The organism is Micromonospora sp. NPDC049230 (genome assembly GCF_040647875.1).
GTDB lineage: Bacteria > Actinomycetota > Actinomycetes > Mycobacteriales > Micromonosporaceae > Micromonospora.
On record NZ_JBEZCZ010000020.1, the window covers coordinates 65,995 to 91,796 of the forward strand.

Consider the following 25,802-nt stretch of genomic DNA (forward strand, 5'->3'; position numbering starts at 1 on the left):
GCCGGTGAGGTCAGGCCACCGCCTTGTGGGACGACACCTGGGCCGGACGCAACTGGGTCTCGGTCCAGACCTCGATCGCCTGCAGGACCGGCCGGACCGAGCGTCCGAACTCGGTCAGCGAGTACTCGACCCGCGGCGGGTGCAGCATGTACAGCTCGTGTGAGATCAATCCGGCCGCTTCCAGCTCACGCAGCCGCAGGGTCAGCATGGCCGTCCCCAGCGGGCGCAGACGACGCAACAGGTCGGCGAAGCGCAACGGCCCGCTGCAGTCGAGGAGCCACAGGATGTGCGGGGTCCAACGGGAGAACAACATGTCCAGAGCCGGCGACAGTGGAGTGCCGGCGGTCAGAGGAAGTCCGGTCATGCTCATCTCACGTACACGCAGCGTGCAAATTCACCGATGTTTTCGGAAGCCATCGTGAGAATGCCCACCCCTGGGGACGTACGGATCGGCGGTGGGCGCCGATCCGTACGTCCGGCGTCAGCGGATCTCGTGGTTCGTCCGGAGGATGCCGTTCGGGTCCACCCTGCGCCGAAGTGCCACCAGCCGCTCGTAGGAGGCCGCGTCGTAGCCGCGGGAGGGATCGCTGTCCTGCAGATCGAAACTCAGATACTTGCGCCCGCGGGAGTATTCGCTCAGCGAGTCCAGGAGCTGGTCGGCCTCGGCCTGCACCCCGGGCCGGTGGGCCGGGTCGAACACCGGCCCGACACCGAACAGCATGTACTGCCCGTCCAGGTAGTTCAGGGCACCGCCGTCCGGGTCGGGCCGGCCGAGCGCCCCGCCGAGCTGACGCAGCTCCATTCCCAGCGAGGAGGGGACGTCCGCGCCGACCACGGCCATCAGCTTGTCGACCGCCGAGGCGTCGAGGGCGTCGAACAACCCGGAGGCCCCGGCGACCGGAAGGGGTCCGTCAGGCTGAGGGATGATCCGCGAGACCGCTGTCGACGGAAGGCCCCCGAAGGTGTCAAGTTCAGGCTTGAGCTCTCGCAGGGGCGCGAGGATCCGCTCGGCCCTGGCGCCGTCAGCCAGTGCCACACCGCTGATCAGGGCCAGTTTGCGGCCACGGAACGGTTCCGGGACCTCCGGGGCCGGGGGAAAGCGGAAGTGGTGATAGATGGTGGTGACGTCGTCGGGCGCCGTCGCACTCCATTCCAGCCACCGGGTGAGGACTTCAGGCGCCCGGGTCAGGTCCCAGGCCAAGAAGCCTCCATAGACGTCGGGCTGGTCGAGCAGCCCGAACTCGAGCGCCGTGACGATGCCCAGATTGCCTCCGCCACCACGGACGGCCCAGAACAGGTCCGGCTCGTGGTCGGCGTCGACGCGCACCAGGGATCCGTCGGGCAGGACGAGTTCGGCCGCGGTCACCTGGCTGGAGGCCAGCCCGTGCCGTCGCCCGACCCAGCTCAGACCACCGCCGACGTGGTATCCGGCGATACTGACGTCCCCCGCCGTGCCGTGCATGCCCGCCAGCCCCATTCCGCCGGCCACCTCGACGACAGGCGCCCACTGGGTGCCGGCGCCGACGCGAGCTCGTCGCTTCTCGGCGTCGATCGAGAACTGGCCGAGGCGCGACGTTCGCAGCACGACCGTGTCGTCGAGATCGGCGAACGGGAACGAGTTGTGCCCGGTACCCAACGGGGTGACCCGCAGACCCTCGTCGGCGGCGGTCCGCACGACCGCGCCGAGTTCGTCGGCGCTCTCCGGGTAGACGACCGCCGCCGGACGCAGGCCCAGCCCGAGTGACCAGGTCGTGTTCGCCTCCTCGTAGCCCTCGTCCTCGGGCAGGAAGACCGAGGTGGCGGCCTTTCGCAGCGAGGCCGCCGCGCTCTGGTTACTCATGGGGAATTTCCTCTCGGGCTGATGTCCGCCGCCCACCGCGAGACGCGCTGACGACATAGTCCGAACGTCGGCGAATGCGCGCCCTTCACCTCTGCGACCTCTTTCACAGCGCACAGGTCACGAGTTGTTACATGGTGGTTCAGGACAGGTGGGGCGGCGTGCGAACGAGGTACCCGATTCCCGGCAAGGACTGACGACCGTAAGGTTGACCGGCCGGGGTGTGCAGTGCCCTGGCCTGCCACTTCGTGAAGGAGGCGCGGCGGTGGGGCTCGATGTGTATATCGAGAACCAGGTGCACGAGCAACGCCATGCCGGCGTGGAAGCAGGCTCCTCGCTGCAACGCCTGGTGGCGGCGAGCGACCGGGAGCGGCACCACCTGGTGTCGAGGATCGATTCCCATGGCGACACCATGATCAATCTGATCCAGCTGCCGCAGCTGACCGCGGAGCTGGACGAGATCGCGAGCCGCAAACCGGAGCTCCGGGTCGACGTGCAGGCGCTGGGGGCGCTCATCGAGGAGGCGACCCGGGCGCGCGGATACCTCTGGATCTCCGGTGACTGAGGCCGGCCCCGGCCGGGACGGATAGGTTGGTGGCAGAAGGTGCAGGTCACGGCCGGCCTGAGGGTCTGGTGTGGACATGGAGCGAGGCTCCCGGCAACAGAGCATTCGAGCAAGATCCGATGCCCCGACCGGGAGCCTCGCTGTGCCGTCTTATCCTGCCGCGATACCAGCGCCGGTCCCGGTGGCGGCGCCTCGACCCCGGCCGACAAGCTCTGCTCGCCTGGCCCACCTGCGCAACGGCGACACCTACACCCGGCCGGCCAGCGGTTTCGCGATCAGCATCAGCACCGCCTGGCGCTACGTCCGCGAGGCCGTCGACCTACTCGCCGCAGCCCGCACCCACGGCATCATCGACGCGCTGAGCGGCGCGAACGTGATGACCCTTGCCGACAAGGCGTACCAAGGCGCCCGCGGGAGCAGGGCGAGCATGACGGGTTCAGCTGATCATCGAGGCTCCTACGCCTTGTTGATCGTCCGAAGTGAGTCATGCCCGCTCTGCCACTATCGCTGATCTCGTCTGTGTCCGACGCACCGGCTGTCACCGTGCCCGAGACCGCTGCCGGGCTGCCCGCAGCGCTGACCGACCTGCCGGGTCCTCGCGCCCGTCGTGGTGTCCGGCGCCGGTACAGGCCGGGCACCCCCGCGACTTTGCCGGGGCCCTGGTGCAGATGGCTGGGCATCGCCGCTGCCGCCCAAATCCACTCTCGCTGAGATCACCAATGAATTCCCGGCCAGAAATCGCGTTAGCTGATCGAGCGGTAGCTACCCCTCATGTCCCTGCGAACTGCCGGTCGAACCGGCGGAACGGGAAGGCACCTGATGGCCACGATCGAGCAACTCATGCACGCGAACCTGCTGGAAGTGTTCAACGAGCGTGACCCCGAGCGACGCCGGGCGGCGATCGCGCGCACCTATACGCCGGACGTGCGCTTCTTCGATCCGGACCAGGTCGTCGAGGGCCACGGCGCCCTGAACGCCAAGGCCCAGGACATCCTGGACGGGGCACCCGGGCTCGTCTTCAGCCCGGCCGGTCCGGTCCGGGTCAACCACGACCTCGGTTATCTCGAATGGCAGCTCGGACCGCAAGGCCGGCCGCCCGTGGTCCGTGGAGTCGACATCGCACTGGTTGACGACGGCCGGATCAGCAGCGTCCATACCCTTCTGCTCACCGACTGACGGCTCCAACAGGTCGTCGGCGTTGCCGTCACCAGCCCTCCGGAGTCGACTATGGAGGTCATCTGAAGGTCCGTTTTCTGGACAGCCTGTCGGGTTCTCAGGACTTGCTGTCGTGGTGACGGCTCCGGCCGACGCCTAGCGTTCGACGCGAATCTCCCTCCACAGCGTCGTCAAGAAAGCTGAGAACAGTGACAGGCGAACCAATTAACGCGGGACGTCCCGTCGTCTTCCGGCGGGGCATTGTGCTGACGATGGAACCGGGCCGTCCCGCGTTGCACGACACCGACGTGCTGGTGGAGAACGGGCGGATCGCGCGCATCGGAACCGCGCTGGAGGTGCCTGAGTCGACGCTCGAGATCGACGCGAGCGGCGGCATCCTGATTCCTGGGATGATCGACACGCACCGGCACATGTGGCAGACCGGGTTGCGCGGTTACGGCGCCGACTGGACGCTCACCAATTACTTCTACTTCTATTACATCAACCACCCGAACGCCTTCCGCCCCGAGGACATCTATGCCGGCAACCTGCTCGGCGCGCTCGAGGCGCTCGACGCCGGTGTCACCACCAGCGTGGACTGGTCGCACGGGCTGCGCTCGACGGCCCACGCCGACGCCGCGGTGGACGCGCTCGAGAGGGTCGGCGGCCGGTCGGTGCTCGCCTACGGAAACCACATGCAGGGGGCGTGGGAGTGGGGCACCACGCCCGAGTTCCGCGATTTCATTGCCCGGCGCATCGACGGCAAGGGTGACATGCTCACCCTGCAGCTCGCGTTCGACATCAGCAACGACCCGGCCTTCCCCGAGAAGGCCGCTTTCGACGTCGCCCGGGAGCTGGACGTGCGGGTCAACACCCACGCCGGTGTCTGGGGCGGCTCCGACGACGCCGGGCTCCGGCGGATGGCCGACCACGGCGTGCTCTCCGACAAGGTCATCTACGTCCACACCGGATCGTTGAACGACGACTCGTACCAGCGCATCGCCGCCACCGGCGGTCACGTGTCGGTCGCCACCGAGAGCGAGAACAGCGCCGGCCAGGGATACTCCCCCACCGCCCGGCTGCGCCGGCACGGCATCTCGACCTCGCTGTCCACCGACAGCAGCGTTCTCGTCAGCGGCGACATGCTGCACGCCATGCGGGCCACCCTCTCGGCCGACCGCGCCAAGAGCCATCTCGACGCGCATGCTAATGGTGAGACCGTGGCCGACAACGAGCTGCGCAGCAGCGACGTGCTCGACTATGCGACCCGGGGCGGTGCCGAGGCGATCGGCCTGTCCGACAAGATCGGCACCATCACCGAAGGCAAGCGAGCCGACCTCGTTCTGATCAAGAACGACAAGAACCCGGCGATGTTCCCGATCATCAACCCGGCGGGGCACATCGTCCAGTCGGCCGGGGTCGGCGATGTGCACACCGTGCTGGTCGACGGTCGCGTCGTCAAGCAGAACGGCGTCCTGCTGCTGAACGCCGAGCTCGCCGAGGCCCGCCGGGTGATCGAGGAGAGCGTGGCTCACGTCCGATCCACGATGGACGAGGCAGCTTGGAACGCCGGACTGAACCCGAGCCAGCCCGACATTGAACGTATCGCCAACCCGTACCGGTACACCGGGGGCTGAAGGAATCCACCGTCGGTATGTTGGTGACGGTGTGACAGTAAGGCCTTCATTCCTCAACTGCTTACGGTGCCGCTGTGCCCCGTTCTACGCGAGGTACATCGAGACCCACCCCGAGTATCAGAACCTCGTCCACGCCGGCCCTCGGCGATTCGTGCTGGGTGAGCGGAACGGGTGACCTTCCGCCGCGGGGCGCTGTCCCCGCGGCGGCCGGGGCCCGGCACTCATCCACTGATGTGCCGTCTCCACGTCACCTGCGAAGGCGGATCGAACAGCGCCGGCGCCGGCCTGGTCGCGAGTCGCATCGAGTGTCCTCCCATTCCCGGGTCAGTGGCCCCGCTGGGCCCGCGCGTTCAAAGCCGTGACGGTGATGACGAGGGCGACCAGCAGGAAGGCGGCCGCACCGGCGAACGCCGCCGTGTAGCCCTGGGTCAGTGCGTCGGCCGCACGGTGCACGAGGCTCTGGTCGCCGGCGGCCAGCCCCTGGAAGAAAGCCGCGTCGGCGTTCGGCAGCACGCCGTCGGCGACTCCGGTCGAGACGGTCGCCAGGACGGCCAGACCGACGGCTCCGCCGATCTGCTGCATGGTGTTGAGGATCGCCGAGGCGACGCCCGCGTCACGGCCCTCCACCCCGGAGACGGCGCCCAGGGTCATCGGCAGGAAGCTCAGGCCGAGACCGACGGCGGTGACCACCATGGCCGGCATGAGATGAGTGGTGTACGACGAAGCCGGCGCGAGCGTGCTGAACCACACCATGCCGGCGGCCGCGAGGATCAGGCCGGGCGTGGCGATCGCCCGGGGCGGGAATCGGCCGACCAGCCGCGAGCCGACGCCGGCGGCCACACCCATGGCGAAGCTGAAGGGCAGGTAGGCCAGGCCGGCACGGATTGGGCTGTACCCGTGGACCATCTGCATGTAGAGCGACAGGAAGTAGAACGTCGCGAACATGGCAGCGCCGATGAACAGCATTGTCGCGTACGATCCGGCGCGGTTGCGCGACCGCAGCAGGCGCAGCGGCAGGATCGGGTGCTGGTTGTGCACCTGGGTGCGCAGGAAAGCGGCCAGCAGCACCAGCGCGACGACGAACATCCCGATCGTCACGTTGTCGTCCCAGCCGCGGTCACCGCCCTGGGTGATCGCATAGACCAGAGCCACCAAGCCGGCCGTGCCCAGTACGGCGCCGCGCACGTCCAGCGCGCCACGCAGTTTGCCGCCGCTCGGCAGCAGCCGGGTGCCGACCAGGACGGCCAGACCGATCGGCACGTTGACGAACAGGACCCAGCGCCAGTTCAGGTAGTCGGTGAGCACGCCACCGAGCAGCAGCCCGACCGTGGAGCCGACGCCGGACATGGCGGCATAGACGCCCATCGCCCGGTTGCGGGGCGGTCCTTCGGCAAAGGTCGTGGTGATCAGCGACAGGGCGCTCGGGGCGACGACGGCCGCGCCGAACCCTTGCAGCACCCGTGCAGCGATGAGCAGCCCCGCGTTCGGGACGAGTCCGCCCAGCAGGGAGGCGAGGGTGAAGACGATCAGTCCGGCCCGGAACACACGGCGGCGGCCGTACAGGTCCCCGGTGCGGCCGCCGAGCAGCAGCAGACCTCCGAACGCCAACAAGTAGGAGTTGATGATCCACGACAGGCCGGACGCGGACACGTGCAGATCGCGCTGGATGCTGGGCAGGGCGATGTTCATGATCGTGCCGTCCAGCACCACCATGAGCTGTGCCGCCGCGATCACCGCGAGCGCGAGACCCGGATGTGAGGTCCCCGTTCGTGCGGTGGACGGCCTGGCTTGGGTCGGTGCCGCCATTCGGTTCCTCCATCGAACTTCCTGCCCGTCGTGGGGCGGCCGGGTCATCCGGGGCGCATCCACGCCGACCGCCGTCACAAAAAGTAGACAACCGTTGAGAAAATCTTCGCCACTCTAGCTCTACCGGCCCCAGCGCCGTCGACGCCCGTGGCCAACCTCACCGGGAGCTGCGAAAACGCCGACGATCCGAGTTCTGCCGGACCGGTACCGGTACGATCGCCTCGCCGACGAGGTTGAGAAGAGGAGCCACAGATGAGCCGGGACGAGACCGCCCCCCGGCCGGAACGCAAAGGTGAGCGGACCAAACGCCGGATCCTCGAGGCGGCGCGTGCGGTGTTCGCCGAGGTCGGCTACGAGCGCGCCACGATCCGGGCGATCGCAGTGGCGGCCGAGGTCGACAAGTCCTCCGTCATCCAATATTTCGGCACCAAGAAGGAGCTGTTCCGGGCCGCGGTGCACTGGACGATCCCCATGCGGCGCAACACGACCGACGACCCGGCTCAGAGCGTCGACAACTATCTGCGAGGCATGTTGCGCAGCTGGGCCGCCGACCCGAACAGCCCGATGGCCGTCCTGCTGCGGGCCAGCATGACCAGCGACGAGGCGGCCGGCATCCTGCGTGACCACATCACCGCCGAGGCCGTCGACAGCATGACCGCTACCATCCGCGCCGACGACGCCCGGCTGCGAGCCGCCCTGGCCAGCGCCATGATGATGGGCATCGCCGCACAGCGCTACCTGCTGCGCATGCCCGACCTCGCCGGTGCTGACCTCGACGACGTGCTCCGGCTGGCCGGTCCGGCCCTGCAGGCGCTCATCGCACCCCCTGACGGGCCGTGCGACCCGGCGTCAGCGACCGCAGCACGTCCGCCGGCCCGGAGAGAACCTCCGTGGGCCCCGACCCCTGCCCGCTGAGACTCCTCAACACCGCGAGCATGTCGCCACGCAGCACCGGCCCCGAGCCGGCGGCCGCCGACACCACGATGTCGCGGATTACGGCGGACGCATCACCTACACCGACGGAACCACCCAGGCCCACACCGTGTCGTCGCCCGACTGGAACCAGGTCGGCGATCCGGCCACCGTCATCGTCGCCTAATACCAGAACCGCGCGGGGCAACGAACGGTACGAGGCACAGGCCGGAGTCTTCGGCGCCACGGTCGAACTCGTCGCGGGCAAGACCGTGGCGTCAGTGCGCCTTCCGGTCTCCGGCACGGCGCCGCCGACCGAGGGAAAACCGACGTTGCACTTCTTCACCGCCGCGATCGGCAGAGTCGTTCAGAGGCCGAGCCGGTCGCGATGCCGGGTGAGGAAGGAGGGCAGGCTCAGCCAGTTGGGGCTCAGCTGGTGGGTGCGCTCGACGTCGCGATTGCCCAGGTAGGAGTCGGGAAACTCGGTGTAGTACTGGAACATGTTGCCCAGTTCGACCGCACCCGGGAAGCCGTAGGCGCGGAACATGTCGTGCGGCACCGGGCGGTAGACGACCTTCTCGCCCAGCACCTGGCTGAACGCGGCGGCGATCTGGTCCCCGGTCAGCTGCTCGCCGGCCACCCCGATGAGGGCGCCCAGCGTCTCCTCCGGCTGGCGGAAGATGCTGCGCGCCGCCTGCCCGATGTCCTCCGAGGCGATCCCAGCGATGGGCGTCTCCCCGAACGGCAGGTGCACCGCGAGGACACCGTCCGCGTCCCGCCGCGGTTTGAGATCACCCAGGAGGTTGTCCCAATAGAACGAGACCCGCAGATAAGTGGTCGGCAGACCGGACTTCTCGTAGAGCCGGTCGGCCACGGCGCCCTTCACGTCGAAGCACGGCACCTTGTAGATCTCGTCGAGTGTCGGCATCCGGTCGTCGTGCAGCGGAATGACATCGCGAGTGTCCTCGAGCGTCGACCACACCACGTGCTTCAGGCCGCCTGCTGTCGACGCCGAGATCAGATTCTCGACCTCTTCGAGTTCCTTGTCGGCCGACAGGTGATTCCAGTACGGGGTCACGTGGTAGGCGCCGTACGCCCCGTCGAACGCCTTCCGCAGGCTGTCCACGTCGTACAGGTCGGCCTCGACCAGTTCGGCGCCGAGGTCGGCGAGCGCCCGGGCCTTGGCCGAGGACGGGTCGCGGGTCAACGCTCGGACCTCGAACTCGTCGTCGGCGAGCAGCGCCAGCGCCACCGCACCGCCCTGGGTGCCGGTCGCGCCCACAACCGAGATCACTTTTTTGCCGGACATCGTTGTCTCCTTCGTGTGCCGGGTGGCAAGGGCCACCGGTTGCCACGCAATATATTAGTCCATTTTCCTGACTGTCAAGATTTTGTACTAGAGGCGGCGGTGCGTTGCCGGCCCACGTGCCGGACGCCCCCACCCACGCGGCCCTGCTGGCCGCCAAGAAGACCAGGGAGGTCTCCGCACGAAGCAGCCCACCCTGGTCGTCGTCTCGTCCGTCCTGAGCCAGCCGTCCTCGACCCGCCTGCTCGCCGACCAGCTCGCCGCGGCGGCCGTGGCCGGCGGCGCCGACTGCGACGTCGAACTGCGCGTCGAGGTCGTCGAACTGCGCGACCCGCCGGCGGCCCTCAAAGAGGCCCTCGACAAGGTCATCGCCGCTGACGGCGCGCGGCCGTCCGGGCGTCGGCCGCCGGGACCCCCTCCACCCTTCGCGACGCCGCCCACCACCTTCGGGAGAACTCCGGACGATGACGGGGCGGTCAACCGGATGACATGTCGGCCGCGGTCTCGGCCAAGCGCTGGTCGAGGACGGCGACGACGGCGGACTGGCCCAGCTCGGCATAACGGTCCCGGGCCCGCGACCAGAAGATCACCGCCTCGCCGAGGCGATCCCATTCGGCCAGCAGGTCACCGATGCTGACGTCGTTGCTGGCCATCTCGCCCCGGTTCTCGTCCTGGCGGAAGAGTTCCTCCGCCCGTTCGAAAAGGACGAGTGCCTCCTCGAGCCGGCCCATCCGGGCCACGATGTGCGCCAGGGTAGCGACGGCGGCCGCTGTCGTATTCACGTCATCGAGCTCTCGCGCGAGTGTCTCGGCGCGGGCGATCTTGTCCGCGGCGACTTCCAGGTCGCCCAGCTCCGCGCGTTCCCGGGCCAGACCGAGCAGCGACAAGGCCATCCCCCGGCGGTCGCCCTGCGCCTCGAACAGCGCCAGCGCCCGCTCGAACTGCGACCGGGCCCGATCGTGCTGCCCTCGTTCACGCTCGGTCATGCCGATGTTGCGGTAGACCTCGGCCTTGGCGGCGTCCTTGCCCAGAGCGTCGAAGAGCTCAAGGGTCCGCTGCAGGTGCCGGGCAGCCATGGCGAGGCGCTCAGGGTCGGGTCCGGTCGGGCGAGCCGAACTCCCGGCGAACATGAGGGAACCGGCGATCATGCGGTGCATGGCCGCCTGCCCCTCGAGGTCACCAGCGCTCTCGGCCCGGCTGAGCGCGTGGCCGGCCGTCGACTCCCACCGTTGATAGAGGGCGAGCCGCTGGTAAAAGGGGATCAGAAGCTCGGCCAGCCGCCAGGAGCGCGGGCCGGGCAGATCGACCGCGGCTTCGAGGACGGTCAGCTCGCCGGTGAACCACGCCATCGCCTCTTTGGTGTCGCGCACCGGCTCCACGAGGCCGCCGTCGGCCTGTTTCACCTCGTTGAGCCGGAACGCCGGCTGCATCATCCGGTTCGCGCGGTCGCCGGCGAGCAACAGGTAGTCAAGCAGGCCGGTCAAGGCCGTGGCCCGCTCCTGCTCGGTGTCGGCACTCGCGCCCAACTCCGCGGCGTACGCCTTGATCAGGTCGTGGAACGCGTACCGGCTGGGCCGGACCTCGGTCAGCAACCTGGTGCGGGTCAACTCCTGCACCAGGCGGCGCACCGTCTCGGGCGGCAGACCAGCCAGCTTCGCCGCGGTCACCGTCCCGATGTCCGGGCCTGGGTGCAGGGGCAGCAGGCGGAACAGCCGGGCCGCCGGCTCGGAGAGCATGCGGTAGGACCACGAGAAGACGTTCCGCACATCGCTGCGTGGTTCCTCACCGTCGAGGAAGTCGAGCGGCGCGGCCGCCCGCAGCTCGTCGGCGATCTCGCGGGCCGACCACTGCGGGTTGGCCAGCGCGCGGGCGCTGACGATGGCCATGGCCAGAGGCAGTCGTCCGCAGTATTTGATGATCTCGTCGAGCGCGTCCTCCGCGCCTGCGAACCGGTCGGCGCCGATCCGCTCCCGCGCGCCCACCCGGCACTCCTCCAAAGACATCACCGACAGGCTCAGGGGCACCGCGCTGTTGGTGACGACGAGACCGGTGAGCCGGGCCCGGCTGGTGATCAGCACGAGGCTGCCGGGTGAGACCGGTAGCAGCGGCCGCACCTGCTCCTCGTCACGCACGTTGTCCAGGACGATCAGGAACCGCCGGTCGTTGACCATCGCGCGGAACATCGCCGACAGCGCGTCCGTGCCCACCGGCATCTGCTGATCGGGCACGCCGAGGCCGGCGAGCAGGTGAATCAGCGCCTGGTCGCTGCTGAGGGCAGGCTCCGTCGGGTCGAAGCCGCGCAGGTCGACGAACAACTGACCGTCCGGGAACCGGTCGGTCATCTGATGCGCCCAGTGCAGCGCGAGAAGTGTCTTGCCGACGCCGGGCAATCCGTCGATCGTGACGATTACCGACGACGACCGGCCCCGGTTCACCTCGGCGGCCGCCCGGGAGAGCTGAGCCAGTTCGGCCGCGCGACCGGTGAAGAACCGATTGGCCGCCGGGAGCTGCGACGGCACGGACCGCAGCGGCGGAACCTCACCCACGGCCGGAGGGGGCGGGGCCGGCACGGTAACGACCTCTTGCCGCAGCACCCGGTCGTAGGCGGCGCGTACCTCCGGCCCGGGGTCGACCCCCAGGTCCCCGGCCAGCCGCGATCGGAGAGCTTGGTAGGCGGCGACGGCGGCCGCCTGCCGGCCGGAAGCTGCCAGCAGGAGAATCAGCGGGGCCTGCACCGCTTCGTTCAGTCCGTCCTGGGCGGCGGCCTTCTGCACGACGGGCAACAGGCCCCGGAGTTCACCGCTGGCCAGGGCGTCGTCGACCGCGGCCCGGAGCACGTCGACCCGTTCCCGGTCGACGGCCGAGAACTCCGGTGACAAGGCGGGTCCGACCTCGATTCCGGACCCGCACCTCCCGCGCCACAACTGCAGCGCGGCCGTCCGAGCCTTCGCCGCGGCCGCGGCGTCGCCCGCCGCGGCCGCTTGCGAGCCCTGTTCGGCGAGTTGGCGGAACCGGAGCAGATCGAGCGACTCGGGGCCGACGGCCAGCCGGTAGCCACCCGGGGAGCGCTGCAACCAGCGGCTCGGTGCCCGGGGCGGCAGGCCGGGCTCGAGGATGCGCCGCAGTGCGCCGATATGCCGCTGGAGGATGTTCTCGGCGCCCGCCGGAGGACTGTCGTCCCAGAGCAGGGTCGTGAACTCTCCCCACGTCACCGGCTTTCCGGCGCGGACGAGCAGCAGTCCGAGCACGGCGGGTAACTGACGCCCGCCGACATCGAGTTCGGTGTCGCCGTGACGCGCGCGCACCGTACCCAGCACTCCCAGCCACACTGACGGATCCACGCGACCACCCCATGACTTGCCGGACTGCCGGCCTCCCGGAACCGCTGGCCGAAGTCTACGAGCAACTCGACCTTGGGTTCCTTCGGAAAGCAGAGCGTCCGGTCGCGCCCGCCAAGACCTTCCGTCGCTCACCGGCTGTGCCGATCGCCCCGGTGGTCCAAGACACAGACCCCTCGGCTGAGGAAGCGGGTGCTTCGGGCGTGAGACGCGTGTGAATACGTTTACCACCGCAGAAGCCGAAACCGTCGAGGCCGAGTTCGTGTACCAGGTCGAGACCTACGCCGCCAACCCCGACCGACCGCCAGGCGCTCGGCATCACGACCGAACGGCACCGCCGGACCGGCGGTCTGCGAACCGGCGCGACCATCCCGAAAGTAGCTGAACGGTCAAAAAATCGACCTTGCGAATGCCCTGCCCCCGCCGCCGCGCCGGCCTGCTCCCGTAATAGCCGTGTGTCGGGCGTCACTTGATGCGATAGAGGCTGAAGGGTGACCGGGATTCCTCGTCTTCATCGATATGTCAGTCCGCGGTAGACCTCACATCCTGCGGTCGGTGATCGCGACGATCGCCGCCGCCGCGTTCCTCCTTCCGGCGGGACCGGTCCTGGCGACCGGCCCCGCCGGGGACGGCCAGGCGCATGCGGGCACCGGCCGGCCCGACAGCGATGCCGGCCTCACGCCCACCCCCGGCCTGGCACCACCCGCCGGCTACACCGTCGGCGGGATCGACGTCTCGCATCAGCAAGGCACGATCAACTGGTCCCAGGTCGCAGCGTCCGGCGAGAAGTTCGCCATCCTGAAGGCAGCCAACAACACGAAATTCGTCGATCCTGACTTCACCACCAACTATCTCGGGGCCAAGACAACCGGCCTGCACGTCGGCGCCTACCACTTCGCGCTGCCCGACCGCAGCACCGGCACCGCCCAGGTGGACTTCTCCCTCGACAACGCTCGTTACGTCCGCGACGGCCGCACGCTGCCACCGATGCTGGACATCGAATGGCCCTGCGGTGGATCGGGAAGCCCGTCGCCGTGGTACGGGTTGACCCCAGCTCAGGTGCTCTCCTGGATCCAGGCCTTCGTCGCCGAGGCACAGCGGCACACCGGCGTCCGGCCGATCATCTGCACCAATCCGAACTGGTGGAGCCCGTGCACCGGCGGCAGCAAGGCGTTCGCCGCGTCGCCGCTCGCCACGTGGCGTACGCCGCATTGCCGGGCACGGTCTCGGCGGGCTGGTCCAGCTTCACCTTCTGGCGGTACACGAGCGGCGGCAGCGTGCCCGGCATCAGCGGCAACGTGGACCGCGACGTGTTCGACGGCTCGACGGCCGGGCTGGTGACCCTGGCCGGCCGATTGATCGACAAGCCGGCCCGGCAGCGGCCGATCCTGCTGACCGGGCTTCTGCTCCACGTGGCCGGCCTGCCCCTGCTGAGCACGCTGGGGCCAGGCACGCCAGCCGTGCTCGCCGTCGTGGCCGCGGTCCTCGCCCTGCTGCTGCGGCGATCGTCGAGCAGGGGCGCGTCGACCAGTCAAACCCGCCGGCCGGCCGGCGATCCTAACCCACGCCGACCCGCCGGTCGCGGGCGCCGACGTCCCGGCGAGCCGGCCGGGCGCGACCGTTGCGGAGGGGACGCGGGCATGAGCCGGCTCCGCGGCGGCGGCTCACCAGGTCGTGGCGATGTATGTCGACTCGAGATAGTCGAGGACGCCCTCATGACCGCCTCCCCGGCCGATCCCGCGATGCTTCACACCGCCGAACGGGGCCGCCGGATGCGAAACCAGGCCTCGGTTCAAGCCGATCATCCCGGCCTCGATCCGCTCCCCGACGCGGAGGCCTCGGGCCAGGTCCCGGGTGTAGACATAGGCGACCAGGCTGTACTCGGTCCGGTTGGCCAGGAGCACCGCCTCGTCCTCACCAGCGAAGGTCATGATCGGGGCGACCGGGCCGAAGATCTCCTCGTTCAGCACGGTCGGCGCATGGAAATACCCGTCGCGGTCGAGCCGGCCGGCGCCCGTCAGCGCGGTGGCCCCCCGGCGCACCGCGTCGCGGACCAGCTCGTCCACCTTGTCGACGACTGATTGGTTGACCGGCGGGCCGACGCTCGTGGCCGGGTCGGTAGCCGGGCCGACCACCATCGCTGCCATCCGCTCGGCCAGCCGGCGGCCGAACTCGGCGGCCACCGGTTCCTCGACACAGAACCGGTTGGCCGCCGTGCAGGCCTCCCCCGCGTTACGCATCTTGGCGATCATCGCGCCGTCCACCGCCGCTTCCAGGTCGGCGTCGGCGAACACCACGAACGGCGCATCGCCGCCGAGCTCCATCGAGGTGTTGATGACCTGGTCGGCGCTCTCCTTCAGGAGACGGCGACCCACCTCCGTCGACCCGGTGAACGACAACTTGCGGACCCGCGGGTCGTGCAGCATCGCCGCGACGGTGCGACCCGAGCTGCGGCTGGCCACGACGTTGACCACCCCGGCGGGCACGCCGGCTTCGGTCAGCAGTTCGGCCAGCGCCAGCGCGGTCAACGGAGTGTCGCTGGCCGGCTTGAGAATCATCGTGCAACCTGCGGCCAGTGCCGGAGCGATCTTGCGGGTGGCCATCGCGACCGGGAAGTTCCACGGGGTCACCAGCACAGAAACCCCGACCGGCTGATAGGTGACCAGGATCCGGTTGGCACCCGAGGGGGCGGTGGACACGCTTCCGCCGATCCGGACCGCCTCCCCGGCGTGCCACCGGAAGAACTCCGCCGCGTACCCGATCTCACCTCGGGCGTCCGGCAGCGCCCTGCCGTTCTCCCGGGAGATCAGCTCGGACAGCGCGTCGGAACGCGCGATCATCAGCTCGAACGCCCGGCGCAGGATCTCGGCTCGCTCGCGCGGCCCGGTCGCAGCCCAGCCGGGCGCGGCCGCGGCGGCGGCATCCACCGCGGCGAGAGCGTCCTGCACGTCTCCGTCCGCGACGGATGCGATCGTCCGGCCGGTGCTGGGGTTGACGACATCGAACCGCCGGCCGGACGCGGCCGGCCCCCAGACACCTCCGATGAACAGGTCAGTCGCGGTCACCACGGAGTCCTTTCCAGAGGTGTCGTTCAGCGTCGCCGCACGGCGACGCCGAGGTCGCGAGTCAGGTAGACCTCGAGGAAGCCGGGCAGCCCGCCGGCTGCGGCTTGCTTGTCGAACGCGGCGGCGAACCGAGGGTCGGGCTTCTCGGTCAGCACGACGATCCGCCACAGGTTGAGCGGCTCCTCCTCGGTGCCGCCGACGCCGTGGTCGACGTGGAACAGCGGCTGGTAGGGGTCGGCGGTCAGCCCTTCGCCGTTCGGCCCGGTCATCGTGGGCCGGCCCAGGAAAAGCGCCTGTTGGGTCGCGGGACTGACATAGACGTCCTCGAGGACCCGCCCCCGGGTGTCGTCGAGCCATGCCTTCTGGATCGAGGAGCGCAGGTGGTTGCGACCGTCCGGCAGGTCCCGCCGCGCCCACGAGACGCCGTCGGTGACCACGTAGGGGATGTAGGTCAGCGGATCCCAGGCCTTTTTGATCTCCATGTCCCACACCTGGGTGCGGGTCATCCGGGTCGGCGGAACGACCTCGTACTGCTCGGCGAGCGTTTTGTTGACGTCGACCGCGGGCAGTTCGATCGAGGTCGTGCCGGGATCGTTCCAGGCCGCTTCGAACTCGGCGAGGGCTGCGGCGAACGTGGGATCGGTGGACATGACGCCTCCAGGAGTACGAGTGGACGCCCACAGGCTAGTCCATTTTCTTGATAGTCCAAAGTATTGACCATCACACCAGCAGGGACGCCGTCGCTCGGATCGCGGCGGTGAACGCCCGCATCCACTCGGCCGCCAGGGCCCCGTCGATCGCCCGATGGTCGACCGAGAGCACGACGTTCACCGCCGACCGGGCGGCGAGCTCGCCCGAGCTGAGTACCACCGGGCGGGCGGCGATCGCGCCGACCGACAGGATCGACGCGTGCGGCGGGTTGACGATCGCGGTGAACTCCGCGACGCCGAGCAGATCGTGGACAGCGTGAGCCGACACTCACCGACATGCGCTCCGCCCCGCGCAGCACCGGCGTCGCCAGCCCGCCGGGGGCAGCGACCGCGACCACGATGTCCACGCCGGAGAACCTGACCATCGCGTCGCCGGTCCAGATCACACTGGCGTCGGGCACCGCGAGGTGAGCCACGGCCATGGCCTTTGTCACGAGGCTGTTGACCGAGCCCTCACATCGCTCACCTCGTTCACCCGGGCGTGGAGCGCGAGCAGGTCATCGACCTCGACCGTGGCCCGCATCGTGAAGTGAGGACCGTCCGCTTGCTCCGGCCAACCGCGTCTCGATCATCCGGGGCGCCTTGGTGTGCGGCACGGTGACGGCGCCTTCGGGTATCACAGGAGTGAGTGCCGCCGGTGCCGGCGCGGGCTTGACGGTCCCGGAATTCTGGCGGGCCAACGCGTTCTCGACGTCGCGACGCACGATCCGCCCATCCGGTCCGGTGGCGCTCAGGTCGGCGGGAGTGAGACCGCCGTCCCAGGCCATCCGCCGGGCCAGCGGGCTCGAGAAGACCCGCGCCGGGTCGGCCGGAGCCACAAACCGGCCGGCCGGAGCGACGGGCCCGTCGCCGGACAGTGCCCGTAGCACCCCGTCCACATCGCCGAGACGTTCCCCACCTCGGCGATGAGCGCGATCGGCGCACCCGCCCGGACCTCGGTGCCCAGCTCGACCAGCGTGCGCACCAGCACCCCGTCGCGGCCGGCCTCGACGCCGACCACGGCCCTGGCCGTCTCCACCGAGCCGGACACCATGCGCCGGGTGGTCCGATTGCCGGTGCGGCTCGTGATCCGCGGCTCGACCGCACCGCCACAGGCAAACGCGTGAACTGCCCAGATCTTCACCTCAACCACTGAACTAGGACAACACTCTCATTCGATATGCTTTCACCGGACCAAGATCGTAAAATCGGACGCAGTCGATCCGTCCACTCCCCGGAGGTTGTCAGGATGCGTTTCCACCTTGCCCACGCCGGAGTCGCGCTGTCCGCGGCAGTCGCATCGGTCGCGCTGTTCGGCGCACCGGCTTCAGCCGCACCGACGGGCCTGTCGTTCTACAGTGACCAGTTCACGACCCAGGTCGCGAACTTCGCGCACCCCGACGGCTCGTGCACCGCCTTCCCGAGCACCGCTGTCTCCCTCGTCGCCTGGAGCGACACGGAACGGGTGACCGCCTACCGCGGCGTGGCCTGCACCGGCGGCCCGATCGAGCTCGGCGGGCTCGCCACCTTCGCCGCCGGCGACTATGTGAGCTTCCGCGCTTCGTAGCGAAAGCGACCCGTGTCGGGCCGAGGGGCCCGGCACGGGATCGTCACCTCAGGCGCGACCGGCCGACCGCATGGCGGACAGCCGGAGCGACCTGCTCGGCGAACAGCCGCACCTGACCGAGAACGTCGTCGCCCGGACCGAAGACGAACGTATCCGTGCCACCGAGCGCCAGCTCGGTCAGGGTCTCGACCCACTGATCCACCGGCCCCACAAACGGTCCACGCGACGCGCCCGCCGTGATGACGCCGAGCACGTTGTAGACCCGGCGTACCTCGGACGGCTGCCGGCCCGCCGCCGTCGCCGCCGCATCGACGCGCTCATGCATGTCCGGCTGCACTTCCGGCGGGTAGTAGCTACTGGTCGACACCCAACCGTCGGCTCTTCGACCGGCCAGGGCCAGCATCTTCGGCCCGCCGACGCCCAGCCAGAGACCGATGTCATGAGCGGGACGCGGACCGGGATGGGCGCCGCCGAGCCGGTAGTGCTGCCCGTCGAACCGCACGGCCCGCTGGTCGGACCACATCAGCCGGATTACCTCGACCGCCTCGGTCAATGCCTCCCCCGCCGAACGAGCGTCCCGGCTCCGGCCGCCCAGAGCCTCGATCCCCGGCCAGAAGGCACCGGCGCCCAGCCCGAGCTCGAAGCGTCCGCCGGACAACACATCCAGGCTGGCCGCGGCCTTCGCCAGCACCGCCGGCGGCCGCAGCGGCAGACTGGCCACGTCGGGAAAGACGTGCACGCGAGTCGTCCGTTCGAGAATCACGGCCATCAGCGACCACGTATCGAGAAACGTGCCCTGATAGGGGTGGTCCTGAACGCCGACGATGTCGAGGCCGGCCTGGTCGGCCAGGGCGGCGACCGCCAAGGTCTCACTCAGCACGTCCGCGGCCGGCGATGGGAACACACCAAAGCTGATTTCTCGTCCGTAGTCGGTCATCTCGCACCTCCATGGCGACATCGACCCACGACTTGTGGATCTCCGATCGTCGGTGACTCAGTGTGTCCCGAGTTCGGCGCGGATCACCACGGTGCTCTTGAGCACATCACCGGCGGCCCGGCTGCCGGCGCCGGAGGGACGTCCCCCAAAAGGGGATCGAAGGATTTCCACGAGTTCAGTAGAAAAAGCCGCATGCGAAGACTCATGGCCGCTGCCACGGCAACGGGCGCCCTGCTCCTGGGAATGCCCGCACCGGCCCAGGCAGAGCGGCCGCCCGGTTGGACCTCGGCCGACCGGACCCTGACCTGGACCAGCCCACGGGTCGTCGCGCCCGGTGACGCCGCGGTCGAATTCTGGTCCGGCGATCGGCTCCTCGGCCGGGCCGAGGAAGCGCCGGACCTGCGTACGTTCGTCCTTCGGGGCAGCGCTCCGCGGGCGACGGGCGACCTACAGGTCCGCCGGGGCGGCCGACGGATCGACGCGGCGACATCCCGGGTCCTCCCGCAGCCGGCGGACCGGGCGCCGGCCGAGCCGCCCACCCTGCCCCCGAACGCCGTCGACCCGGGCGTCGAGGGCCCGTACGAGACGATGACCGGCGAATACTCCCTCCCCGGGGTCGCACTGCCGGGTTACCCGGCACCGGTCGAGATACAAGCCATCGTCGTGGGGCCTCGAGGCGCCCCGGGCCGGCGGCCCCTGGCCATGTTCCTGCACGGGCGGCGCTGGACCTGCTTCGTCGGGGACGACCGGGACGCGCTCCGCCTGAGGTGGCCGTGCCCGGCCGGCTCGGAGCCCGTGCCCAGCTATCGCGGCTATCTGCAGGCCCAGCGGCTGCTGGCGTCGCAGGGCCACGTCACCGTGTCGATCTCGGCCAACGGCGTCAACGGTCAGGATCGAGCCGACGCGGACGGCGGCGCCCAGGCGCGTTCGTCCCTGATCCGGACGCATCTCGCCCGCTGGGCCGACTGGGCCGGAGCCGGGCGGGCCGGCGCGCCCGCCATCGTCCGGGCCGTACCTCAAGCCGACCTGTCGAAGGTTTTTTTGGTGGGACACTCCCGGGGCGGTGAAGGGGCCGCCCGGGCCGCCCTGGACAGTCTCGAACCGCCCGCCGCGGCGCAGGACGGTCCGGTGCGCTGGACGATCCGTGGGATGCTGCTGATCGGACCCACCGCGTTCGGACAGAATCCGCAGCCGGACGTGCCGTCGGTGACGATCCTGCCCGGCTGTGACGGCGACGTCTTCAACCTGCAGGGCCAGATGTACGTCGACGCCGCCCGGGGAGCCGGTTCGGGGCATGCGCTGCACAGCGCCCTGTACATGGTCGGCGCCAACCACGGCTACTTCAACACCGAGTCCACCCCGGGGCAAGCGGTCGCTCCGGCCTGGGACGACTTCGTCAGCGACGAGCCCGACGCGGTGTGCACGCCAGAGTTCGCCCCCACCCGGCTCACGCCTGGCCAGCAGCAGACAGCTGGTGCGACCTACATCGCCGCCGCAGCCCGGTTGTTCGTCACCGGCGACGACCGGGTACGGCCCCTGCTGGACGGATCCGGCGTGCGTGCCCCCTCGGCCGGCCCGGCCCGGGTGGTGGCCCACGCGATCGGCGGGAACCGCACCCCCGTGATCATCCCGGGCCCGGCCCTCACCGTCCACGGTGGCCGGCTGTGCGACCAGATCGCCGCCGAACCTGAGAACGCCTGCCTCCACCCCGGCTCGCCGTACGAGGACTCTCCGCACTTCATGCCCTTCCGCACACCCGAGCCCGGCCGCCATGCCGTCGCGCTGGACGGCCCCGCCACCGCCACGCTCCGACCGGCGCGGGCCATGCCGGTCGCCGGGTACCGAGCCTTGACGATGCGGCTGATGGTGCCCCCGAACGCGCCCGCCACCTCGTTCGACGTCACGGTCACCGACGACCGGGGCCGTCGCACCGAGCTGGGCACCGCCACGATCACCGGGCTGCCCGGCAGCGCCTCGACGGTGTCCCGCTGGGCTCAGGAGGTGCGTCTGCCACTGCCGGCGAAGGTGCGGACGGTGGCTCGACTCGACCTCACCCCGCACGGTGACCGGCCGGCGTGGCTGATCGACGCATGGGGCTGGAATCCCGGCTCCCCCGCGCCTCATCCAGCCGCGCTCGATCGCGTCGACCTCGGTGACCTGACCGTCAAGGTGAACGACTCGGGCGTCTACGGTCTGCCGGTGCGGGTCCGCGGACCTCGGCCGGCCGAGGTCCGGCTGTTCCTGCGCGACTTGAGCACCGGCCTGACGACGTCGTGGACGACCGCGGTCGGGCCCGCTACCACCCGGATCGACGTCCCTGTACCGACGGCGGCCACCGAAGGCGGCGACCGATCGTTCGACGTGGCCGCAAAGGCCGTCCGCAATGCCGTGGTGGGCGACTACCAGGGCAGCTTGCAGCTACTCGACCCTCCCAGTGCAGGAAACGCACCATGAGAAGAAGACTCACCGCCAAGGAGAGGCCCAACAATCCAGCACAACCCTTACCTCGCCAACGGCTTCGTCGGTGTCAGGGCAGCGATCGCCCACCCGCCCGACCTGCACTATGACGTGTTCAAGGTACTGGCCGACGGGGATTACGGCACCGTGGCCGCCCGGGTCACCGATCGTGGTCGGCCATTCGGCGGGCGGGCAGGCCGCGCTGGCCGTCGCGGCGCGTCATCCGGACCTGGTCGCCCCCACAGCGGGTGGGTGCTGGCCGAGGAGGACGACCGCCGCACGCTGATGCACTCCGCGTTCACCGGCGCACCTCTGCGCACCGACGAGGCCGGCTTGCTGGACGTCGCTCTCCGGCTGCCCGGCGAGGTTTTCGGCAGTCTGGTCCGCACCGGCAAGCCGCTGGGACCGGCGGCGCTGATGCGGTTCCCGGCCGAGCGCCGGAACCGCTTCGATCGGGTCGACGGACTCCCGGCGGCTTCCTGCCGATCGGCGACTCCCTCTACTCGCGCACGCCGTCCGGGTCCGGGCTCGACCGCGGCACGCCTTCGCCGGCGTGCCGACGAGCAGTCCGGAGACGAGCAGGGAAGCGACTCCCGCTCGCCCCAGAGGAAGTGATCTCACACCCCCAGGACGGTTCCTCCGCGGTGCGGGTTGCACTCGCGGGCGGCTCAGGTACGCCCGACGTTGTCCTCCATCCGCTCCAGAGCGGCCAGCACCGCGCGCTGCTCGGCATCGGTCATCCCGGCGACGGTCTTCGTCTCCAGCTCGGTCCAGATCGCCTCGATCCGGGGGCGTAACGCCCGGCCCGACTCGGTCGATTCGACCAGGGTGGCTCGCCCGTCGGAGGGGTCGGGGACGCGGCGCACGTAGCCGGCCCGCTCGAGGCGCTGCACCCGGCGGGTGGTGCCGGCCGAGTCGCCCAGTTGCAAGCGGTCGGCCAGCTCGGACTGGCGGACCGGGCCCCGCTCCCAGAGGTACATCATGATCAGCTCTTGCCCCGGGTGTAGGCCGAGGTCGCGCAGCAGCCTCCCGGCCAGCAACCGGTGGGCCCGGGACAGCCGGAAGACCGCGTGCGAGATCGGTCCGCCCGCGGCGGCCTGAGGCTCTCTGCTCACGACCTCCATCCTACTTACCTGTCGCCGACAGTGAAGTGGCTCACGAACACTGGCAGCCCATTACTTTGCGTGCAAACTAAATACCTGTCTACGACAGAGATTTGAGAGGCAACCATGACTACCGCTTTCGACCCGGTCCGCATCGGGCGCTACGAGGCTGGCAACCGGGTGGCGATGGCGCCGATGACCCGCAGCCGCGCCTACGGCGAGGGCGCCAGCCCCACCGACCTGACCGCGATCTACTACAGCCAGCGCGCCGGGGCCGGCCTGATCATCACCGAGGGCATCCAGCCGTCACCGGTCGGCCAGGGCTACATGGCCACGCCCGGCCTGCACAGCGCGACGCAGGTCGCCGCCTGGCGCAAGGTCACCGAAGCGGTGCACGCCCGCGGCGGCCTGATCTTCGCCCAGCTCATGCACACCGGCCGGATCGGCCACCCCGGGCTGTACGCGTCCGGCTCCCTGACCCCCGTGGGCGCTTCCCCGGTGCCGGCGGCCGGGCAGGCGTTCACCCCCGACGGCATGCGGGACTTCGTCGTCCCCGAAGAGCTCGACGCGGACGGGATCGCCGAGACGATCGCCGACTTCACCGGTGCCGCCCGCAACGCGATCGAGGCCGGCTTCGACGGCGTCGAGCTGCACGGCGCCAACGGATACCTGCTGCACCAGTTCCTCTCCACCAATGCGAACCTCCGCGACGACGAGTGGGGCGCGTCGATCGCTGGACGAATCCGCCTGACCGTCGAGGTCGCCCGCTCGGTGGCCGAGGCGATCGGTGCCGACCGGGTGGGTCTGCGCATCTCGCCGACGGTCACGATCAACGACATCGTCGAGGACGACCACCGCGAGACCTATCTGGCGCTGATCGACGAGCTGAACCCGCTCGGCCTCGCCTATCTGCACATCGGCGAGGGCCCGGACACCGAGTTCACCCCGATGCTGCGGGAGCGCTGGACCGGGACGCTGATCCTGAACCCCTACACGCCCGACGGCTTCACCGGCCCCGAGGCCCTGAAGCTCGTCGAGACCGGCGCGACAGACCTGGTCTCGTACGGCCGCCTGTTCATGGCCAACCCTGATCTGGTCGACCGCCTGCGCGTGGGTGGCCCGTTCAACACCCCCGACTACAGCAAGGCCTACGGCGGGGACCACGTCGGCTACACGGACTACCCGGTCCTGACGAGCTGACCGGTCGCGCCGGGTGGGCAGGGACCGCCACGGCCAGTCCTTGCCCACTCGACGGGATCCGGACACCCCGGCGATCAACCCCGGACCGCCTCCGGCGTCGGGCCGACAGCGGCCACGGCGACCGGGACGTCGATGGCATCCATCAACGCCGATCGTGCCGCGTCCAACGCCGCGGCCACCGCGCCGTCGACGGCGTGGCCGACATGGCCCATTCCTCGTCGGGTGGCGGACGGGAACACAATGGCCACTCCCCCGCCGTGCCGGAACGAACGGGGCGCCACCCTCACAAACGCGCGCTGACGGCGGGAATTCGACCATTCACAAAGGAGTCACAATTGCCCCGGCAACCGTCACCACGTCACCGCGACGTGGCGCCAGCACGGGCCCTGCGACGGTGACGGCACAGCCTGCTGCAAAACGGCAAACGGATCCGCGACACCGCCCTTCAACCTGTAATTTCTCTCTCTTGACCACCGACTGCCCAACCCCGGAACCGGCCGCTACGGTAGGCCCCCGTGACTGATCGAACAGCCGCGTTGCTCGCTGCCCGCTATCGCCTTGTCCGGCCGCTCGGCGAGGGCGGCATGGGTGTCGTCTGGGAAGCCTTCGACGTGCTCCTCAACCGCGACGTCGCGGTCAAGGAACTGGCCCCGAACGGGCTGACCGATGCCGAACTGGGTGACGTCCGCGAGCGCGCCATCCGGGAGGCCCGGGCGCTCGCCCAGGTCGACCACGTCAACGTAGTCCGCGTCTTCGACGTGGTGCGGGACGACGAGGACGCGCCGTGGATCATCATGGAACTGGTCCGTTCACGCTCGCTGTTCGACGTCGTCAACGAGGACGGCCCGGTCACCCCGGCCCGGGCGGCCGAGATCGGCCTCGCCGTCCTGAACGCCCTGCGGGCGGCTCACCGGGCCGGCGTCCTGCATCGCGACGTGAAACCGGCGAATGTTCTGCTGGCCGACGGCGGGCGGGTGGTGCTGACCGACTTCGGTCTGGCCGAGATGGCCGGCGACTCGGCGATGACGCGTACGGGCGTGGTTCTCGGAAGCCCGTCCTATCTGGCTCCGGAGCGGGCGCTGGACGAACAGCCCGATTCCGCCGCCGACCTGTGGTCGTTGGGGGCCACGCTCTACGCCGCGGTCGAGGGCCGTCCGCCGTACGAGAAATCCTCCCCGATGGCGACCCTGGCCGCCCTGCTGGTCGAGCCGCCGACGCCCCCGGAACGTGCGGGTGCCCTGCGTCCCGCGTTGGACGCCCTGCTCCGCAGAGATCCGGCCGAACGCGCCGACCCGGACGAGCTGGAACGTCTGCTCCGGGCCGCGATGAACGACGATCCGGGCCCCTCGACCGGGACGCCCGCATCAGAGGCGACACCCGAAGCCGCCGCGAAATCCGCGGAGGCGACGACGGCGGCGCTGCCACCGGCTGCGCCCCGGCGCGACAGACGACGTCACTGGGCGATCGCCGCGGCGATCGTCGTCGCGGCCGTCGCGGCCACCGGGTGGCCGTTGACGCGGTCCGAAGGGGCCGAGGAACGGACGGACGCGGTGGCCCGTCCGTCGGCTGCGGCCTCGCCATCCGCTGAGCCTGACGGCGTCCGAGCACCTCTGCCCGTCGCGGTGAGCGTCCCGACGGCGAAGACCGCCGGGACGCCGCCCTCGCCCGCGGCGCCGCCACCGTCGTCCGGACTCAGTGTCAAACCGGGTGACGGCGCGGCGCCCGGACAGAGCAAACCGGGCACCGCGCAGACCACGGTGTCCACCAACCCGGCTGCTCCGCCCGTGGTGGCCACCACCACGAAGGCCCAGACCATCACCCCGGGCATCCAGATCTGGAACCACGAGACCGGCACCTGCCTCGATGCCCGGAACACCGGGGGTGACCTCCAGCTCTGGAACTGTCAGTCCCGGGACAGCCAGAAGTTCACCTTCCCGTCGGACGGCACCATGCGCGTCCTCGGGCTGTGCGTACACATCAAAGGCACCGAGGACGGCACCCGTCTGGGCATGGGAACTTGCAACGGTTCGTCCGCCCAGCGTTTCAACCTCAACGGCCGGTACGACCTGGTCAGCGTCAAGGTCGACAAGTGCGTCGACGTGACCGACCACAATTCCGGCAACGCCGTACCAGCACAGATTTGGGAATGCACGGGCGCGGAGAACCAGAAATGGAACTGAATACCTCCACACCCCGTGCGCACGACCGCACGCAGAGAATTTTTGGAC

General features: G+C 69.9%; 23 protein-coding genes and 3 pseudogenes. 13 read left to right on the forward strand and 13 right to left on the reverse strand.

The window, feature by feature from the left end:
* Nucleotides 1-10: 10 nt before the first annotated feature.
* Both AB0A95_RS18510 and AB0A95_RS18515 read right to left on the reverse strand, forming a co-directional pair.
* Nucleotides 11-364: a helix-turn-helix domain-containing protein gene (locus tag AB0A95_RS18510; protein WP_357556950.1), complete on the reverse strand. Its 354-nt coding sequence runs from the start codon at nt 362-364 to the stop codon at nt 11-13.
* A gap of 117 nt (nt 365-481) precedes the next feature.
* Entirely contained in the window at nt 482-1,840 is a 1,359-nt protein-coding gene (locus tag AB0A95_RS18515) for an FAD-binding oxidoreductase (protein WP_357556951.1), read from the reverse strand.
* 262 nt (nt 1,841-2,102) lie between these two features.
* Between AB0A95_RS18515 and AB0A95_RS18520 the strand changes: the two genes are divergently transcribed.
* From AB0A95_RS18520 to AB0A95_RS18535, 4 genes and pseudogenes are all read left to right on the forward strand, one after another.
* Entirely contained in the window at nt 2,103-2,402 is a 300-nt protein-coding gene (locus AB0A95_RS18520; protein ID WP_357556952.1) for a hypothetical protein, read from the forward strand.
* Nucleotides 2,403-2,521: 119 nt separating this feature from the next.
* Nucleotides 2,522-2,820 (forward strand): annotated as a pseudogene (locus AB0A95_RS18525) (transposase family protein); the annotation flags it as partial.
* A 401-nt stretch (nt 2,821-3,221) separates the two neighbouring features.
* Nucleotides 3,222-3,578: a nuclear transport factor 2 family protein gene (locus AB0A95_RS18530; RefSeq protein ID WP_357556953.1), complete on the forward strand. Its 357-nt coding sequence runs from the start codon at nt 3,222-3,224 to the stop codon at nt 3,576-3,578.
* A gap of 251 nt (nt 3,579-3,829) precedes the next feature.
* Nucleotides 3,830-5,194, forward strand: coding sequence for an amidohydrolase family protein (locus AB0A95_RS18535; protein WP_357556954.1), 1,365 nt, complete (start codon nt 3,830-3,832; stop codon nt 5,192-5,194).
* A gap of 324 nt (nt 5,195-5,518) precedes the next feature.
* On the opposite strand, the gene AB0A95_RS18540 is transcribed toward AB0A95_RS18535, so the two are convergent.
* A complete protein-coding gene (locus tag AB0A95_RS18540) occupies nt 5,519-7,000 on the reverse strand; it encodes an MFS transporter (protein WP_357556955.1) in 1,482 nt (493 codons plus the stop codon).
* Nucleotides 7,001-7,252: 252 nt separating this feature from the next.
* On the opposite strand from AB0A95_RS18540, the gene AB0A95_RS18545 reads away from it, so the two are divergent.
* A complete protein-coding gene (locus AB0A95_RS18545) occupies nt 7,253-7,915 on the forward strand; it encodes a TetR family transcriptional regulator (RefSeq protein ID WP_357556956.1) in 663 nt (220 codons plus the stop codon).
* A gap of 364 nt (nt 7,916-8,279) precedes the next feature.
* Here AB0A95_RS18545 and AB0A95_RS18550 read toward each other — a convergent pair whose 3' ends face one another.
* Nucleotides 8,280-9,221: an NmrA/HSCARG family protein gene (locus AB0A95_RS18550; protein ID WP_357556957.1), complete on the reverse strand. Its 942-nt coding sequence runs from the start codon at nt 9,219-9,221 to the stop codon at nt 8,280-8,282.
* Nucleotides 9,222-9,414: 193 nt separating this feature from the next.
* On the opposite strand from AB0A95_RS18550, the pseudogene AB0A95_RS18555 reads away from it, so the two are divergent.
* Nucleotides 9,415-9,600, forward strand: a pseudogene (locus AB0A95_RS18555) (NADPH-dependent FMN reductase); the annotation flags it as partial.
* Nucleotides 9,601-9,694: 94 nt separating this feature from the next.
* On the opposite strand, the gene AB0A95_RS18560 reads toward AB0A95_RS18555, so the two are convergent.
* The gene (locus AB0A95_RS18560) at nt 9,695-12,559 is read right to left on the reverse strand and encodes a BTAD domain-containing putative transcriptional regulator (protein ID WP_357556958.1); all 2,865 of its coding nucleotides are present in this window, start codon (nt 12,557-12,559) and stop codon (nt 9,695-9,697) included.
* Between the two features lie 552 nt (nt 12,560-13,111).
* On the opposite strand from AB0A95_RS18560, the gene AB0A95_RS18565 reads away from it, so the two are divergent.
* On the forward strand, nt 13,112-13,897 hold the full coding sequence (locus AB0A95_RS18565) for a GH25 family lysozyme (protein ID WP_357556959.1): 786 nt from the start codon (nt 13,112-13,114) through the stop codon (nt 13,895-13,897).
* A gap of 323 nt (nt 13,898-14,220) precedes the next feature.
* On the opposite strand, the gene AB0A95_RS18570 is transcribed toward AB0A95_RS18565, so the two are convergent.
* From AB0A95_RS18570 to AB0A95_RS18590, 5 genes and pseudogenes are all read right to left on the reverse strand, one after another.
* A complete protein-coding gene (locus tag AB0A95_RS18570) occupies nt 14,221-15,621 on the reverse strand; it encodes an NAD-dependent succinate-semialdehyde dehydrogenase (RefSeq protein ID WP_357556960.1) in 1,401 nt (466 codons plus the stop codon).
* A gap of 26 nt (nt 15,622-15,647) precedes the next feature.
* Nucleotides 15,648-16,271 (reverse strand): hypothetical protein, encoded by a 624-nt coding sequence (locus AB0A95_RS18575; protein ID WP_357556961.1) that lies wholly within the window; start codon nt 16,269-16,271, stop codon nt 15,648-15,650.
* A 70-nt stretch (nt 16,272-16,341) separates the two neighbouring features.
* Complete coding sequence (locus AB0A95_RS18580; RefSeq protein ID WP_357556962.1) at nt 16,342-16,599, reverse strand: 2-oxo acid dehydrogenase subunit E2; 258 nt, start codon at nt 16,597-16,599, stop codon at nt 16,342-16,344.
* A 61-nt stretch (nt 16,600-16,660) separates the two neighbouring features.
* Nucleotides 16,661-16,753 (reverse strand): annotated as a pseudogene (locus tag AB0A95_RS18585) (hypothetical protein); the annotation flags it as partial.
* A 75-nt stretch (nt 16,754-16,828) separates the two neighbouring features.
* A complete protein-coding gene (locus AB0A95_RS18590; RefSeq protein WP_357556963.1) occupies nt 16,829-17,209 on the reverse strand; it encodes an E3 binding domain-containing protein in 381 nt (126 codons plus the stop codon).
* Between the two features lie 27 nt (nt 17,210-17,236).
* On the opposite strand from AB0A95_RS18590, the gene AB0A95_RS18595 reads away from it, so the two are divergent.
* Together AB0A95_RS18595 and AB0A95_RS18600 are read left to right on the forward strand one after the other, a co-directional pair.
* Nucleotides 17,237-17,437, forward strand: coding sequence for a hypothetical protein (locus AB0A95_RS18595; protein WP_357556964.1), 201 nt, complete (start codon nt 17,237-17,239; stop codon nt 17,435-17,437).
* A 122-nt stretch (nt 17,438-17,559) separates the two neighbouring features.
* Entirely contained in the window at nt 17,560-17,877 is a 318-nt protein-coding gene (locus AB0A95_RS18600; protein WP_357556965.1) for a hypothetical protein, read from the forward strand.
* Nucleotides 17,878-17,920: 43 nt separating this feature from the next.
* On the opposite strand, the gene AB0A95_RS18605 is transcribed toward AB0A95_RS18600, so the two are convergent.
* Nucleotides 17,921-18,814, reverse strand: coding sequence for an LLM class flavin-dependent oxidoreductase (locus AB0A95_RS18605; RefSeq protein WP_357556966.1), 894 nt, complete (start codon nt 18,812-18,814; stop codon nt 17,921-17,923).
* A 192-nt stretch (nt 18,815-19,006) separates the two neighbouring features.
* Between AB0A95_RS18605 and AB0A95_RS18610 the strand changes: the two genes are divergently transcribed.
* Nucleotides 19,007-21,268, forward strand: a complete 2,262-nt coding sequence (locus tag AB0A95_RS18610) for a hypothetical protein (RefSeq protein ID WP_357556967.1) — start codon at nt 19,007-19,009, stop codon at nt 21,266-21,268.
* A 255-nt stretch (nt 21,269-21,523) separates the two neighbouring features.
* Nucleotides 21,524-21,886, forward strand: a complete 363-nt coding sequence (locus AB0A95_RS18615) for a hypothetical protein (protein WP_357556968.1) — start codon at nt 21,524-21,526, stop codon at nt 21,884-21,886.
* A 53-nt stretch (nt 21,887-21,939) separates the two neighbouring features.
* On the opposite strand, the gene AB0A95_RS18620 is transcribed toward AB0A95_RS18615, so the two are convergent.
* Nucleotides 21,940-22,386 carry a MarR family transcriptional regulator gene (locus AB0A95_RS18620; protein WP_357556969.1) on the reverse strand — a complete coding sequence of 149 codons (447 nt, stop codon included), beginning with the start codon at nt 22,384-22,386 and terminating at the stop codon, nt 21,940-21,942.
* Nucleotides 22,387-22,500: 114 nt separating this feature from the next.
* Between AB0A95_RS18620 and AB0A95_RS18625 the strand changes: the two genes are divergently transcribed.
* Nucleotides 22,501-23,574 (forward strand): alkene reductase, encoded by a 1,074-nt coding sequence (locus tag AB0A95_RS18625; RefSeq protein ID WP_357556970.1) that lies wholly within the window; start codon nt 22,501-22,503, stop codon nt 23,572-23,574.
* Nucleotides 23,575-23,648: 74 nt separating this feature from the next.
* Here the strand turns inward: AB0A95_RS18625 and AB0A95_RS18630 are convergent, their stop codons facing one another.
* Nucleotides 23,649-23,822, reverse strand: a complete 174-nt coding sequence (locus AB0A95_RS18630; RefSeq protein WP_357556971.1) for a hypothetical protein — start codon at nt 23,820-23,822, stop codon at nt 23,649-23,651.
* A 267-nt stretch (nt 23,823-24,089) separates the two neighbouring features.
* On the opposite strand from AB0A95_RS18630, the gene AB0A95_RS18635 reads away from it, so the two are divergent.
* A complete protein-coding gene (locus AB0A95_RS18635; protein WP_357556972.1) occupies nt 24,090-25,754 on the forward strand; it encodes a protein kinase in 1,665 nt (554 codons plus the stop codon).
* Nucleotides 25,755-25,802 lie beyond the last annotated feature (48 nt).

Bases quoted from the DNA above. Each gene is read 5' to 3' on its own strand.
- AB0A95_RS18510 (WP_357556950.1), bottom strand. From the start codon at position 364: ATGACCGGACTTCCTCTGACCGCCGGCACTCCACTGTCGCCGGCTCTG.
- AB0A95_RS18515 (WP_357556951.1), bottom strand. From the start codon at position 1,840: ATGAGTAACCAGAGCGCGGCGGCCTCGCTGCGAAAGGCCGCCACCTCG.
- AB0A95_RS18530 (WP_357556953.1), top strand. From the start codon at position 3,222: ATGGCCACGATCGAGCAACTCATGCACGCGAACCTGCTGGAAGTGTTC.
- AB0A95_RS18535 (WP_357556954.1), top strand. From the start codon at position 3,830: ATGGAACCGGGCCGTCCCGCGTTGCACGACACCGACGTGCTGGTGGAG.
- AB0A95_RS18540 (WP_357556955.1), bottom strand. From the start codon at position 7,000: ATGGCGGCACCGACCCAAGCCAGGCCGTCCACCGCACGAACGGGGACC.
- AB0A95_RS18545 (WP_357556956.1), top strand. From the start codon at position 7,253: ATGAGCCGGGACGAGACCGCCCCCCGGCCGGAACGCAAAGGTGAGCGG.
- AB0A95_RS18550 (WP_357556957.1), bottom strand. From the start codon at position 9,221: ATGTCCGGCAAAAAAGTGATCTCGGTTGTGGGCGCGACCGGCACCCAG.
- AB0A95_RS18575 (WP_357556961.1), bottom strand. From the start codon at position 16,271: ATGTCCACCGATCCCACGTTCGCCGCAGCCCTCGCCGAGTTCGAAGCG.
- AB0A95_RS18595 (WP_357556964.1), top strand. From the start codon at position 17,237: ATGAGCGCGATCGGCGCACCCGCCCGGACCTCGGTGCCCAGCTCGACC.
- AB0A95_RS18600 (WP_357556965.1), top strand. From the start codon at position 17,560: ATGCGTTTCCACCTTGCCCACGCCGGAGTCGCGCTGTCCGCGGCAGTC.
- AB0A95_RS18605 (WP_357556966.1), bottom strand. From the start codon at position 18,814: ATGACCGACTACGGACGAGAAATCAGCTTTGGTGTGTTCCCATCGCCG.
- AB0A95_RS18610 (WP_357556967.1), top strand. From the start codon at position 19,007: ATGCGAAGACTCATGGCCGCTGCCACGGCAACGGGCGCCCTGCTCCTG.
- AB0A95_RS18625 (WP_357556970.1), top strand. From the start codon at position 22,501: ATGACTACCGCTTTCGACCCGGTCCGCATCGGGCGCTACGAGGCTGGC.